At 61.3% G+C, this 14,762-nt stretch carries 8 protein-coding genes; 6 read left to right on the forward strand and 2 right to left on the reverse strand.

Annotation, left to right across the window (positions count from 1 at the left end):
* Nucleotides 1-2: 2 nt before the first annotated feature.
* From bcsZ to ACOI7Z_RS13625, 5 genes are all read left to right on the forward strand, one after another.
* Nucleotides 3-1,112 carry a cellulose synthase complex periplasmic endoglucanase BcsZ gene (gene bcsZ / locus ACOI7Z_RS13605; protein WP_023291293.1) on the forward strand — a complete coding sequence of 370 codons (1,110 nt, stop codon included), beginning with the start codon at nt 3-5 and terminating at the stop codon, nt 1,110-1,112.
* Nucleotides 1,094-4,573, forward strand: coding sequence for a cellulose synthase complex outer membrane protein BcsC (bcsC, locus tag ACOI7Z_RS13610; protein ID WP_087849067.1), 3,480 nt, complete (start codon nt 1,094-1,096; stop codon nt 4,571-4,573). Before bcsZ ends, bcsC begins: the two co-directional genes overlap by 19 nt.
* Nucleotides 4,574-4,816: 243 nt before the next feature.
* Nucleotides 4,817-6,823 carry a biofilm formation regulator HmsP gene (gene hmsP / locus ACOI7Z_RS13615; protein ID WP_205837368.1) on the forward strand — a complete coding sequence of 669 codons (2,007 nt, stop codon included), beginning with the start codon at nt 4,817-4,819 and terminating at the stop codon, nt 6,821-6,823.
* 156 nt (nt 6,824-6,979) lie between these two features.
* On the forward strand, nt 6,980-8,266 hold the full coding sequence (locus ACOI7Z_RS13620) for a dicarboxylate/amino acid:cation symporter (RefSeq protein WP_023291290.1): 1,287 nt from the start codon (nt 6,980-6,982) through the stop codon (nt 8,264-8,266).
* A gap of 219 nt (nt 8,267-8,485) precedes the next feature.
* The gene (locus tag ACOI7Z_RS13625) at nt 8,486-9,988 is read left to right on the forward strand and encodes a M16 family metallopeptidase (RefSeq protein ID WP_023291289.1); all 1,503 of its coding nucleotides are present in this window, start codon (nt 8,486-8,488) and stop codon (nt 9,986-9,988) included.
* A gap of 54 nt (nt 9,989-10,042) precedes the next feature.
* On the opposite strand, the gene ACOI7Z_RS13630 is transcribed toward ACOI7Z_RS13625, so the two are convergent.
* The gene (locus ACOI7Z_RS13630; RefSeq protein ID WP_087849069.1) at nt 10,043-10,972 is read right to left on the reverse strand and encodes a sugar kinase; all 930 of its coding nucleotides are present in this window, start codon (nt 10,970-10,972) and stop codon (nt 10,043-10,045) included.
* 194 nt (nt 10,973-11,166) lie between these two features.
* Between ACOI7Z_RS13630 and ACOI7Z_RS13635 the strand changes: the two genes are divergently transcribed.
* Entirely contained in the window at nt 11,167-13,218 is a 2,052-nt protein-coding gene (locus tag ACOI7Z_RS13635) for an AsmA family protein (protein WP_064158038.1), read from the forward strand.
* A gap of 37 nt (nt 13,219-13,255) precedes the next feature.
* Here ACOI7Z_RS13635 and ACOI7Z_RS13640 read toward each other — a convergent pair whose 3' ends face one another.
* Nucleotides 13,256-14,578 carry an MFS transporter gene (locus tag ACOI7Z_RS13640; RefSeq protein WP_017900001.1) on the reverse strand — a complete coding sequence of 441 codons (1,323 nt, stop codon included), beginning with the start codon at nt 14,576-14,578 and terminating at the stop codon, nt 13,256-13,258.
* Between the last annotated feature and the right edge of the window lie 184 nt (nt 14,579-14,762).

Consider the following 14,762-nt stretch of genomic DNA (forward strand, 5'->3'; position numbering starts at 1 on the left):
CGATGATGAAAGTACTTTGCGGCGCGGTGCTCTCCGCGCTGGTACTGGCGGCGGGCCAGGCGAGCGCCGCTTGCCAGTGGCCCGCCTGGGAGCAGTTTAAGAAAGCGTACGTCAGCCCCGAGGGGCGGGTGATCGACCCCAGCGATGCGCGCAAAATTTCCACTTCCGAAGGACAGAGCTATGGCCTGTTCTTTGCCCTGGCGGCCAACGATCGCGCGGGGTTCGACAAGCTGCTGACCTGGACGCAGAACAACCTGGCGGAGGGCGACCTGCGGCAGCATCTGCCGGGCTGGCTGTGGGGGAAAAAGGACGACGAACAGTGGACGCTGCTGGACAGCAATTCGGCATCCGACTCGGATCTGTGGATAGCCTGGGCGCTGCTGGAGGCGGGGCGCCTGTGGCAGCAGCCGCAGTACACCGAGACCGGGAAAGCGCTGCTGGCGCGGATTGTCGACGAAGAGACGGTGGCGGTGCCGGGCCTTGGCACGATGCTGCTGCCGGGAAAAGTCGGTTTTGCCGATGACAGCGGCTGGCGGTTTAACCCCAGCTATCTTCCGCCGCAGCTGGCCACCTATTTTGTGCGTTTTGGCGCGCCGTGGCCCACCCTGCGCGACACGAACCTGCGTCTGCTGCTGGAGACCGCGCCGAAAGGCTTTACCCCGGACTGGGTGCGCTATGAGAAAGGGAAAGGCTGGCAGCTGAAAACGGAGAAGCCGCTGATCGGCAGCTATGACGCGATTCGCGTCTACCTGTGGGTGGGCATGCTTCATGATGGCGATAAGCAAAAAGCGCGTCTGCTGGCCCGCTTTGCGCCGATGGCGGCGCAGACCACGGAGCAGGGGGTACCGCCGGAGAAAGTGAATATCGCCACCGGTAAAACCAGCGGCCAGGGGCCGGTGGGCTTCTCCGCGGTGATGCTGCCGTTTTTACAGAACGACGAGGCCCGGTCGGTGCAACGACAGCGCGTCGCCGATAACTATCCCGGCGCGGATGCCTACTACAGCGCGGTCCTGACGCTGTTCGGTCAGGGTTGGGATCAACACCGTTTTCGTTTCACTGCGGGTGGCGAATTACAACCTGACTGGAACCAGGAATGCGCAAGCTCTCACTAAGTTTACTCACGCTGTCCCTCGGCGTCGCGCTGCTGCCGTTAGCGCAGGCGGCGACGACGCCCGCCCAGGAACATCTGCTGGAGCAGGTGCGCCTCGGCGAGGCCAGCAATCGTGAAGACCTGGTGCGCCAGTCGCTATACCGTCTGGAGCTGATCGACCCCAACAACCCGGACCTGATTGCCGCGCGGATGCGCTATCTGCTGCGCCAGGGGGATACCGCCGGGGCGCAAAAAGAGCTGGAGCGACTGACGAAGCTGGCGCCGGATTCCCCTGAGCTGAAGGCGTCGCGCAATGAGATGAAAAGCAACACCGGCGAGGGCCGTCAGGCGCTGCAGCAGGCGCGCCTGCTGGGCGTGGCCGGGAAGGTCGATGAAGCCATCGCCGCCTATGAAAAACTGTTCGGCGGCGTGCCAGATGATGTTGATGCCGCTATTGAATACTGGACGCTGGTGGCGCGCCTGCCGGCCCGTCATAGCGAAGGCGTCAGCCAGCTGAAAAAACTGAACGCCAGCGCGCCGGGCAACGTCAGCCTGCTGACGGCGCTGGCGAAGCAGATGTTTGCCGATAACAAACCGCAGGAAGGGTTCGCCTATCTGGCGGAAATGGCCCGCTCAGCCTCAGGACGCGGTATCGCCGCCGATATGTGGTTCAGCGAAGTGAAAAGCATGCCGGTGAGCAAAGCCAGCGTGCAGGCGTTGCAGCAATTCCTGCTGCAGTTTCCTACCGGCTCGGTGGCGGCGAACGCCCGCGTCCTGCTTGACCAGCAGCAGGCGCAGCTGCAGGATCCGACGTTCCGCGCCCGCTCGGAAGGGCTGGCGGCGGTCAAATCCGGAAATACCTCGCAGGCGGTGGCGGATCTGCAGAAAGCCGTTCAGGCCGACAGCCGCGACAGCGATGCGGTGGGCGCCCTCGGCCAGGCCTATTCCCAGCGCGGCGATCGCGCGCGCGCGGTGGCCCAGCTCAATAAAGCGATTGCCATGGATCCCGACAGCCCGAATCGCGGCAAATGGGACAGCCTGCTGCAAACCAACCGCTACTGGCTGCTGATCAAGCAGGGGGATAACGCCCTGAAGGCCGGTCAGCTTTCACAGGCGCAGAATTATTATGCCCAGGCGCAGCGGGTCGATCGGACCGACAGCTATGCCGTGCTGGGGCTGGGCGACGTCGCGGCGGCGCGCAAGGCGTCGGCGGCGGCTGAGCGCTATTATCAGCAGGCGTTGCGCCTGGATCGCGGGAATAATCTGGCGGTGCGCGGCCTGGCCAACCTCTATCGCGCTGAATCGCCCGAGAAAGCCAGCGCCTGGATCGCTGGTCTTCCTGCCGCCCAGCGGCGCAGCATCGATGATATTGAGCGCAGCCTGACCAACGACCGGCTGGAGAAACAGGCGCAGGCCCTGGAGAGCCAGGGCAACTGGGCGCAGGCGGCGGAAGTTCAGCGTCGGCGCCTGGCGCTGGATCCGGACAGCGTGTGGATAACCTACCGTCTGGCGCGGGATCTGGTCAGCGCCGGTGAGCGCCAGGAGGCCGACGCACTGATGCGGACGATGGTCAACCGCCAGCCGCAGGATGCCGAACGGGTCTACGCCTCGGGGCTCTACCTGTCGGGGAACGACCAGGACGATCTGGCGCTGGCGCAAATCGCCGCTCTGCCGCGCAGCGCATGGACGGATAACATTCGTGAACTTGAGGCGCGTCTGCAAAGCGACCGGGTGCTGCGCCAGGCGAACCAGCTGCGCGACAGCGGCGAGGAAGCGCAGGCGATCGCCCTCATCAAACAGCAGCCGGCCTCGGTGCGCTATGACCTGACGCTGGCCGACTGGGCCCAGCAGCGCGGGGACAACCAGACGGCGATTGCCGACTATCAGCGGGTGCTGCGTCAGGAAGCCGACAACGGCGATGCGCGCCTCGGCCTTGCGGAAGTCTATCTGGCCGAGGGCGATAAACAGGCCGCCCGGGCGCAGGTCATGCAGCTGAAAGGCGCAGAGGCCGAATCCATGAATATGCAGCGGCGGGTCGCCCTGGCGCGAGCCGGCCTTGGCGATACCGCTGACGCCCAACAGATTTTTAACCAGATTGTGCCGCAGGCGAAGGCGCAGCCGCCCTCGATGGAGAGCGCGCTGGTGCTGCGCGATGCCGCGCGTTTAGCCACCCGGAACGGGGAGCCGCAGCAGGCGCTGACCCACTACCGGGAGGCGATGGTGGCCTCCGGCATCACCCCCGCGCAGCCGCAGGATAACGATACCTTTACCCGGCTGACGCGCAACGACAGCCGGGATGACTGGCTGAAGCGCGGGATCCGCAGCGATGCCGCCGACCTTTATCGCCAGCAGGATCTGAACGTCACCCTGGAACACGACTTTTGGGGATCCAGCGGCACCGGCGGCTATTCCGACCTCAAGGCGCATACCACCATGCTGCAGGTGGATGCCCCGCTGGCGGATGGCCGGATGTTCTTCCGCACCGACCTGGTCAATATGGATGCCGGCAGCTTTTCCACCCACAGCGACGGGAGCTACTCGCCCAGCTGGGGCACCTGCGGGGAGATCGCCTGTACCAGCGGCAGTAAAAATCAGACCGACAGCGGGGCCAGCGTAGCGGTCGGCTGGAAGAATGACACCTGGAGCGGCGATATCGGCACCACGCCGATGGGCTTCAATGTCGTCGATGTGGTCGGCGGCCTGAGCTACAGCAGCGACGTCGGGCCGGTGGGGTACACGGTCAACGTGCACCGGCGGCCCATCTCCAGCTCGCTGCTCTCCTTTGGCGGGCAGAAAGACAGCAACAGCCATACCGGCACCACCTGGGGCGGCGTTCGCGCCGACGGCGGCGGTGTGAGCCTCAGCTATGACCGGGGCGAAGCGCACGGTATCTGGTCCTCGCTGGGGGCCGACTCGCTGACCGGTAAAAACGTGGCGGATAACTGGCGCGTGCGCTGGATGACCGGCTACTACTATAAGGTGATTAACGAGAATAATCGTCGCGTCACCGTCGGCCTCAACAATATGATCTGGCACTACGACAAAGATCTCAGCGGCTACACCCTCGGCCAGGGCGGCTATTACAGCCCGCAGGAGTATCTCTCGTTCGCTGTGCCGGTGACCTGGCGTCAGCGCACGGAGAACTGGTCCTGGGAACTCGGCGGATCGGTCTCATGGTCCCATTCGCGTACCCAGACGCAAGCCCGCTATCCGCTGCTGAACCTGATCCCGTCCGACTACCGGCAGCGCGCCAGCGAACTGACGGAGGAGGGCGGCAGCAGCCAGGGATTCGGTTACACCGCCAGAGCGCTGGTGGAGCGGCGGGTGACCAGCAACTGGTTCGTTGGCGCCGCGGTCGATATTCAGCAGGCGAAGGACTACACCCCGAGCCATGCGCTGCTTTACGTGCGCTATTCGGCGGCCGGCTGGCAGGGGGATCTGGATATGCCGCCCCAGCCGCTGGTGCCTTACGCCGACTGGTAGCAGAATAGGCTGAATTACGTCACAGAGCACCACTCCACGGCGCGCTTCGCGTATACTCGTGAGGCGTTGCCCACCGTCGGCCGCCGGGGAGGTCTCTCCGGCGTCTGCGCCACCGCGCGGAGCTATCCCGTCACTTCATCCCTCGCGGGCGTGGGCGAAGGATTTAAGTATATAATCAGCCTGAAACGACCGGGATTGAAGGATTAATGCCGGGTATGCATTCAGTATCAGTGGAGAACACCGTTGCGCGTCAGCCGTTCACTTACAATCAAACAGATGGCGATGGTCGCGAGCGTGTCCATGGCCTTTGTATTGGTTTTTTGCACTATTTTGCTGTTTCACTTTGTGCAACAGAGTCGCTTTACCACGGCCACGCAGTTAGAAAGTATCGCGCGATCCGTTCGCGAACCGCTGTCTGCGGCTATTCTGAAAGCCGATATTCCGGAAGCGGAAGCCATTTTAAGCCGTATCCAGCCTGCTGGCATCGTCAGCCGGGCGGATGTCGTCTTGCCCAACCAGTTCCAGGCGCTGCGGATGCGGTTTATCCCTGAGCGGTCGGTGCCGGTGACCATCACCCGGCTGTTTGAGCTGCCGGTGCAGATTTCGCTGCCCATTTATTCGCTGGAGCGGCCGGCCAACCCGCAGCCGCTGGCCTATCTGGTGCTGCAGGCCGACTCCTATCGCATGTATAAATTCGTCATGAGCGCCCTTGCTACGTTAGTGACTGCTTACTTACTTCTGGTGCTGATGCTGACGGTGGCGCTCACCTGGTGCATCAACCGGCTGATGGTTCGCCCCCTACGGCGTATCGCCCGCGAGCTGAACGATCTCTCCCAGCAGGAGCGTCTTGGCCATCAGCTGACCCTCCCGCGCCTGCACCATGACGACGAGATCGGCATGCTGGTGCGCAGCTATAACCGCAACCAGCAGAGCCTGGTGCGCCAGCATGATGAGCTGTCCATCCAGTCGACCCGCTTCCCGGTCTCCGAGCTGCCGAATAAAGCCTTCTTGCTGGCGATGCTGGAGCAGACGGTGGCCCGCCCGCAGAGCGCCGCGCTGATCGTCGTCGCCTGTGAAACCCTGCAGGACGCCGCCGGCGTGCTCAAGGAGAGCCAGCGCGAAATGCTGCTCCTGACGCTGGTGGAGAAGCTGCGCGCCGCGATCCCGCCGCAGATGGTGCTGGCCCAGGTAAGCGGCTATGACTTCGCCATTCTCGCCGATGGCCTCGCCGAATCCTGGCAGGCGGTGACGATAAGTAAGCAAGTGCTCACTATTATTAATGAACGTTTACCGCTGCATGGTCTGCAGCTGCGGCCCTACGCCAGCGTCGGGATCGCCATGTTCCACCCCGGTCTCAGCGCCGAACAGTTTTACCGGCGCGCGGTCTCGGCCGCGGTCACCGCAAGACGCAAAGGTAAAAATCAGATTGAGTTCTTCGATCCCGAGCAGATGGAAAAGGCTCAGCGCCGCCTGATGGAAGAGCACGAAATTATGACCGCCCTCGACAACCAGCAGTTCGCGATCTGGCTGCAGCCGCAGGTGGCCTGCGCCAGCGGCGAGCTCTGCGGCGCCGAGGTGCTGCTGCGCCAGCGGCAGGCGGATGGCAGCTGGTCGCTACCACCGTCGCTGATTGAGCGCATTGAGTCCTGCGGGCTGATTATCCCGGTCGGCTACTGGGTGATGGAAGAGGCCTGCCGCCAGCTGGCCGCCTGGCAAAGCCAGGGCATTATGCTGCCGCTGTCGGTCAATGTTTCCCTGCTCCAGCTGCTGGAGCACGACCGTGGTGAGGAGATGCTGAAGCTGATCGCCCGCTACCGCATTGCGCCGGGCACCCTCATCCTTGAGGTGACGGAGAGCTGCCGGATGGACGATCCGCAGGATGTGATGGCGCGGTTGCGGCCTCTGCGCGAGGCCGGCGTGCGGATTGCGCTGGATGATTTTGGCATGGGTTATGCCGGGTTGCACCAGCTGCAGCAGATGAAGGCTCTGCCGGTGGATATTCTGAAAATTGATAAGGTATTCATCGATATGCTGCCGGAGGATGTCAGCATGGTGCCGGCGATAATCCAGCTCGCGCGCGGCCTGTCGCTGCGCATTGTGGCGGAAGGGGTGGAAACGGAAGACCAGTATCGCTGGTTGCAAGCCGCCGGCGTCGAGGTGCTCCAGGGCCACCTGTTCGGTTGCGCTTTACCGCAGGAGGCGTTCAGCGCCCGCTATTTATCTCCGGTCCGCGAAGATGCAAATTTGTAAATATTTTGTTGACTTGTGCGAGTCAGCTCAAAGATTTTAACAATCGCGTTGCACTTTCGGCGTTAGTTATTTCTGAAATGTTTCCAGGGTGTTATTTTTAAGCCACAGACGTCAAATATCCCTTCTTGCTCTGTGGTTATTCCCAAAGGACACCCTATGAAAACCTCTATCTTTAAAAGCCTCTATGTCCAGGTTCTGACGGCCATAGCGATCGGTATTCTGCTGGGCCATTTTTACCCGGAACTGGGCGCGCAAATGAAACCCTTCGGCGACGCCTTCGTTAAGCTGATTAAAATGGTGATTGCTCCGGTTATCTTCTGTACCGTCGTGACGGGGATCGCCGGAATGGAGAGCATGAAAGCCGTTGGCCGTACCGGGGCGGTGGCGTTGCTCTATTTCGAAGTGGTCAGCACCATCGCGCTGATTATCGGTCTGGTTATTGTCAACGTGGTGCAACCGGGGGCCGGGATGAACGTCGACCCGTCGACGCTCGATGCGAAAGCGGTGGCGGTGTACGCTGAGCAGGCGAAAGACCAGGGGGTAGTGGCCTTTTTACTGGATGTGATCCCGGGCAGCGTCATTGGCGCCTTCGCCAGCGGCAACATCCTTCAGGTTCTGCTGTTCGCCGTTCTGTTTGGCTTTGCCCTGCATCGTCTGGGCAGCAAGGGCCAGCTGATTTTCAACGTCATTGAAAGTTTCTCGCAGGTCATCTTCGGCATCATCAATATGATCATGCGCCTGGCGCCGATCGGCGCCTTCGGGGCTATGGCCTTCACCATCGGTAAATATGGCGTCGGCACCCTGGTGCAGCTGGGCCAGCTGATCATCTGCTTCTATATCACCTGTATCCTGTTCGTGGTGGTGGTGCTGGGGTCAATCGCCAAAGCCACCGGCTTCAGCATCTTTAAATTTATCCGCTATATCCGCGAAGAGCTGCTGATCGTGCTGGGGACCTCCTCATCCGAATCGGCGCTGCCGCGCATGCTCGACAAGATGGAGAAGCTCGGCTGTCGTAAATCGGTGGTGGGTCTGGTGATCCCGACCGGCTATTCGTTCAACCTCGACGGCACCTCTATCTATCTGACGATGGCGGCGGTCTTTATCGCCCAGGCGACCAACAGCCATATGGATATTTTCCATCAAATCACCCTGCTGGTGGTGCTGCTGCTCTCTTCGAAAGGGGCGGCGGGAGTGACCGGCAGCGGCTTCATCGTGCTGGCGGCGACCATCTCGGCCGTCGGGCATTTGCCGGTGGCTGGCCTGGCGCTGATCCTCGGTATTGACCGCTTTATGTCCGAAGCCCGTGCGCTGACTAACCTGGTGGGTAACGGCGTCGCCACGGTGGTAGTCGCGAAATGGGTTAAAGAACTCGATGCCAAACAGATGGATGATGTGCTGAATAACCGTGTTCCCGCGAACAAAACGCACGAATTATCCTCTTAAATCCTCCTCTTAGGCCCGTACTCCCTTGCTGGAGTACGGGCTCCTGCGCATAATTAGAGGTCATTTCCGCCCGGCGGGAATGACACGAAATGATTATTTTACGTTGTCATGCGACATTTTCGTCTCCGTGTGGTCTAACCGACGTATTTCACTCTCACTTTTTTCGGCAGCCCGTCAGTGGGATGCTGTTGTAACCAGGAATGTTCATCAGGGGTTCACATGCAGGGCACAACAATTAAACTCTTAACGGGCGGTTTGCTGATGGTAGCGGCGGCCGGTTATGTGCAGGCAGAAGCGCTCCAGCCTGATCCGGCCTGGCAACAAGGGACCTTAGCGAATGGGTTGTCGTGGCAGGTGCTGGCCACGCCGCAGCGTCCCAGCGACCGTATCGAAGTCCGTCTGTCCGTGAATATTGGCTCGCTGAGCGAAAGCACTCAGCAGAGCGGTTTCAGCCGTTTTATTCCCCGTCTGGCGTTGACGCAAAGCGGCAGCCTGCCGACGATGCAGGCACGCTCGCTGTGGCAGCAGAGTATTGACCCGAAGCGTCCTCTGCCGCCGGCCATCGTCTCCTACGATTACACGATGTTTAATCTCAGCCTGCCGAATAACCGCAACGATCTGCTGAAAGAGGCGCTGAGCTGGCTGGCGGACGCCAGCGGTAAACTGACCATTACGCCTGAATCGATCAATCACGCGCTGCAGGGCAACGACATGGTGGCGACCTGGCCGCTGGATACCAAAGAGGGCTGGTGGCGCTATCGCCTCAAGGGCTCCACCATGCTGGGCCACGATCCTGCTGCGCCGCTGAAGCAGCCGATCGACGTGGCGCATCTGAAAGACTTTTATCAAAAATGGTACACCCCCGACGCCATGACGCTGATCGTGGTGGGTAACGTCGACAGCCGCAGCGTCGCTGAGCAAATCAGCAAAACTTTTGGCGATCTGAAGGGCAAGCGGGAAACGCCCGCGGCGGTGCCGACCTTATCGCCGCTGCCCACCGTGCCGGTCAGCATCATGACCAGCGCCGTGCGCCAGGACAAACTGTCCATCATGTGGGACGCCCCCTGGCAGCCGATCCGCGACTCCGCGGCGCTGCAGCGCTACTGGCGCGACGACCTCGCCCGCGAAGCGCTGTTCTGGCACGTGCAGCAGAGCCTGAGCAAAAATAACGTCAAGGATATTGGTCTTGGTTTTGACTGCCGGGTGCTCTATCAGCGCGCTCAGTGCGCCATCAACATCGAATCGCCGGGCGAGCGCCTGAATAACAACCTGAGCGTGGTCTCGCGCGAGCTGGCGAAAGTGCGCGACAACGGCCTGCCGCAGGAGGAGTTTGACGCGCTTATCGCTCAGAAAAGCCTCGAGCTGCAGAAGCTGTTTGCCACCTATGCGCGCACCGATACCGACATTCTGATGAGCCAGCGCATGCGCTCCCTGCAAAATCAGGTGGTGGATATCGCGCCGGAGCAGTACCAGAAGCTGCGTCAGGAGTTCCTCAACTCCCTGACGGTGGACATGCTGAACCAGTACCTGCGTCAGCAACTGTCTCAGGATATGGCGCTGGTGTTGCAGCAGCCGAAAGGCGAACCGGAATACAACATGAAGGAGCTGCAGGCCACGTGGGAAAAACTGATGGCGCCGAGTCCGGCGACCGCAGCGACCAGCGGCAGCGCCGATACGGTTGACGCCCACAGCGAGGCCAGCGACATCCCGTCGGGGCAGTAACCTGACGCCTCTCCGGCGCGCCAGCGGCGGCCGGAGAGCGCTTACAGGTGAGGATTATTGCGGCATTGCTTCCCGGGGGATAATCGCCCCGCGATACTGGATCACCGTGCTGGCGGTCAGATGTCCGCGTCTGGCGGCGGATTCAGCATCGCCGCCGGTCAGGCGCACGGCCAGATAGCCGGCGCTGAAGGAGTCGCCGGCGGCGGTGGTATCCACCACTTTCTCTTTGGCCAGCTTGACGGCCGGCACTTCCTGCAGCGGTTGCCCGCTCACCGAGACCAGGCAGGCATCCGCTCCGCGCTTCACCACCACCTCTTCCACGCCGGCGGCGTGGGTGCGGGCGATCACCTCGGCGACCGGTTTTTCCCCCCACAGCGCGTCTTCATCATCGAGGGTCAGAAACGCGATATCGGTGCAGGCGAGCATCTCCTGATAGACCTGCTGCGTCTCCGCCTGGCTGGCCCACAGGCGCGGGCGATAGTTGTTGTCGAAGATCACCTTGCCGCCGTTGCCGCGGCACTCACGCAGCAGCGTGAACAGCCTGGCACGACTGGCCGGGCTGAGAATGGCGAGGCTGATGCCGCTCAGGTAGAGATAGTCGAACGTGGCCAGCTCTTCGCAAATCGCCGCCGCGCGATCGCTCTCCAGCCAGAATTTTGCCGCCGCCTCGTTGCGCCAGTAGTAGAAGGTGCGCTCGCCGGCGTCATCGGTTTCAATGTAATACAGCCCCGGCAGACGGTCGGCCATCCGCTGGATCAGGCTGGTGTTGACGTTTTCCTGCTGCCAGCTGTCGAGCATCTGCTGGCTGAACCCATCGGTTCCCAGCGCGGTGACGTAGTGGACGCTCAGCGCGCTGGCATCCGTCTGCCGCGCGATATAGACCGAGGTGTTTAAGGTATCGCCGCCAAAGCCGCGGTTAACGGCCCCGTTCTTCTCTGACAGCTCAATCATGCATTCGCCAATGACGGCAATTTTTTTAGACATAGCCAGAACCTGCAATGGAATCGATATAAGCGCTAGTGTGCGCTGCGCTGTTTTGCTGGTCAATCATATTAAAACATCGTTCCATTATTTTTTTGACCTGACGCGCGTAATGTGACGTAAAGCGCATTTCCAGGAGAAACGCCGCTTTTTGACTATATTCAGGACTGACGTGATGCAAAAGGAGCGGAGTAGGGATGAGCAGAACCCGTAAAACGTTGGTTATCATCACAGGAACGATACTGTTGCTGATCGTTCTCTTCTTTATCGTGTTGGCCACCTTCGACTGGAACCGGCTGAAGCCGACGATTAATCAAAAAGTGTCTGCCGAGCTGAACCGCCCGTTCGCCATCCGCGGCGATCTCGGCGTGGTCTGGGAGCGGCAGCCGGAGGAGCGCGGCTGGCGCAGCTGGATCCCGTGGCCCCATGTGCACGCGGAAGATATCGTGCTGGGCAACCCGCCGGCCATTCCCCAGGTGACCATGATCCACCTGCCGCGGGTGGAGGCGACCCTCGCCCCGCTGGCGCTGCTGAGCAAAACGGTGTATCTGCCGTGGATCAAGCTGGAACAGCCCGACGTGCGGCTGATCCGCCTGGCGGAAGACAACAATAACTGGACCTTTCAGCTGGCTGGCGATCAGCGTGCCGCGGGGGACAGCGCCCCCTCCAGCTGGTCTTTCCGCCTCGATAACATTCTCTTCGATCGCGGGACTATCGCCATTGATGACAAGATCACCCGCAGCGATATCACCATCCTCGTCGATCCCCTCGGCAAACCGCTGCCGTTCAGCGAAGTCACTGGCACGAAGGATCGGCATAGCGCGGCGAAACCAGGCGACTACGTCTTTGGCCTGTCGCTGAAGGGCCGCTATAAGGACCAGCCGGTCACCGGCAACGGTAAAATCGGCGGCATGCTGGCTCTGCGCAGCGCAAGCACGCCTTTCCCGCTGCAGGGCGACTTCCGCTCCGGCAATACGCGGGTGGCGTTCAGCGGCACGGTCAGCGATCCGCTCAACGTCGGCGGCATTGACCTGCGGCTGAAATTCGCCGGCGATTCGCTGCGCGATCTCTACGACCTGACCGGCGTGCTGTTGCCGGAGACGCCGTCGTTCTCCACCGACGGCCGTCTGCGCGCCGACTTTAAGCAGAAAAACAGCATGCGCTTTGACTATCAGAATTTTAACGGCCGGATCGGCGATAGCGACATTCATGGCTCCCTGACCTATACCACTGGCAAACCGCGGCCGAAGCTCAGCGGCGACATGGAGTCGAAGCAGCTGCGGCTGGCGGATCTCGGGCCGTTAATCGGCGTCGACTCCGGCAAAGGGACGAAGAAAAGCGCTGCGCGCCAGGCGGGCGATCGGCCGCAGCCGGCGGGTAAAGTGCTGCCGGCGGACCGCTTTGAAACCGATAAATGGCAGGTGATGGATGCCGATGTGCGCTTTAAGGGCCGGAGAATTGAGCACGGCGGTACGCTGCCGATCAGCGATCTGGCGACCCACGTGATCCTGGAGGATGGCGACCTGCGCCTGCAGCCGGTGCGCTTTGGCCTGGCCAACGGGTCGATTGCCGGCAGCGTGCACCTGCAGGGCGATAAAAAGCCGCTGCAGGGTGAGGCCAATCTGCAGGCGCGGCGCCTGAAGCTGAAGGCGCTGATGCCGAACGTCGAAATGATGCAGAAAACCCTCGGCGAGATGAATGGCGACGTTCAGCTGCGCGGCAGCGGCAACTCGGTGGCGGCCCTGCTCGGCAACAGCAACGGCAACCTGAAGCTGCTGATGAACGACGGCCTGATCAGTCGCAACCTGATGGAAATTCTCGGCCTTAACGTCGGCAACTACCTGATCGGCCAGATTTTTGGCGATGAGGAGGTTCGGGTGAACTGCGCGGCGGCCAATATCGACGTGACCAACGGCGTCGCCCGGCCGCAGATTTTTGCCTTCGATACGGAAAACGCGCTGATCAATGTGACCGGGACCGCCAGCTTCGCCTCCGAGCAGCTGGACCTGACCATCGATCCGGAAAGCAAAGGCTTCCGGGTCATCACTCTGCGTTCCCCGCTATATGTTCGCGGCACCTTTAAATCGCCGCAGGCGGGGGTGAAGGCCGGGCCGCTGATTGTCCGCGGCGCGGTAGCGGCGGCGCTGGCAACCCTGGTGACGCCGGCTGCCGCGCTGCTGGCGCTGATATCCCCGGCGGAGGGCGATAGCAACCAGTGCCGGACCATATTGTCGCAGATGAAAAAGTAGGGGAGAGCCCTGACGCCAGCGGCGTCAGGGCGAAGGATCACAACGACTGGTGGCGGGTCTCGTGGGTCAGCAGCAGGGCGATCAGCGTCAGCGCCGCCATCGCCGCCAGATAGGTGCCGACCGCCGCGAGGCCATAGTTGCCCTGCAGCCAGGCGGCAATGTACGGCGCGACCGAGGCGCCGAGGATCGACGACACGTTATAGGAGAACGACGCCCCGGTGTAGCGCACTTCCGTCGGGAACAGCTCCGGCAGCAGCGCGCCCATCGGGCCAAAGGTCAGTCCCATCAGGCTTAAGCCCAGCAGCAGGAAGGCAAAGACCAGCAGCGGGTTACCGGAACCCAGCAGCGGTTTAAAGGCGAACAGGGCGAACAAAATAATCATCGTGGTGATGATAATCATGCTCTTACGACGACCAAAGGCGTCCGCCAGCAGGCCGGCGATCGGCACCATTACGCCAAAGCCAATCACCGCCATCATCAGCATCCACAGCACTTCGTTACGCGGCAGGCCCAGGCCATTCGGCGCCGCGCCGGTGCTGAAGGTCATCGAGTAGACGGTCATGATGTAGAACAGGGTATAGGTTGCCAGCATGATGAAGGTGCCCAGCACCGTCACGCGGACGTGTTTGGTCAACAGAGTACCCAGCGGGATTTTGACCTGTTTTTTCGCCGCCGCCACTTTGGCGAAGACCGGGGTCTCATGCAGCGAAACGCGAACATACAGACCGATGATCACCAGCACCGCGGAGAAGATAAACGGCACGCGCCAGCCCCACTCCATAAACTGCTGATCGGTTAACAGCCAGGAGAGCAGCAGGAAGGTGCCGTTGGCGAAGAAGAAGCCGATCGGCGCGCCCAGCTGCGGGAAGGAGCCATACAGGGCGCGCTTGCGCGCCGGGGCGTTTTCCGTTGCCAGCAGCGCTGCGCCGCCCCATTCCCCTCCGAGGCCAAGTCCCTGACCGAAGCGCGCCAGCGCCAGCAGCATCGGCGCGACAATGCCAATGCTTTCATAGCCGGGCAGCAGGCCGATTACCACAGTGGAGATCCCCATGGTTAACAGCGAGGCCACCAGGGTGACCTTCCGGCCGACGCGATCGCCGAAGTGGCCAAACAGCGCGGAGCCGATAGGCCGGGCGACGAAGGCGATGGCGAAGGTGGCCAGCGACTGCAGGGTGGCCGCGGCGGCATCGCCCTGCGGGAAGAAGATATGCGGGAAGACGATGACCGCGGCAGTGGCATAGATGTAGAAGTCGAAAAACTCAATGGCGGTGCCAATGAGCGAGGCGACAACGACTTTATTGCGTGAGTTGACCGGGGCGGTTTCCTGCGTGTTTTCGAGTGTGGTGGCTGTGGCTTGCATAGATCTTTCTTATTTTTGCGCGAACGAAAAGCCATATAGCCACAGCCACCGGGACATTTCAATCTGTAACAAACGCGGAAAATGAGCAAAAAAGAGGCAAAAAGCGGATAATTTTTACGCCAGAAAAAATAGTTCTATGAAATGCTTCACACAATTAAAAAGATAGAGAATAAAACCAGTTTTT

Origin of the sequence: Klebsiella sp. C283 (assembly GCF_048822555.1) — a bacterium.
GTDB lineage: Bacteria > Pseudomonadota > Gammaproteobacteria > Enterobacterales > Enterobacteriaceae > Klebsiella > Klebsiella quasipneumoniae.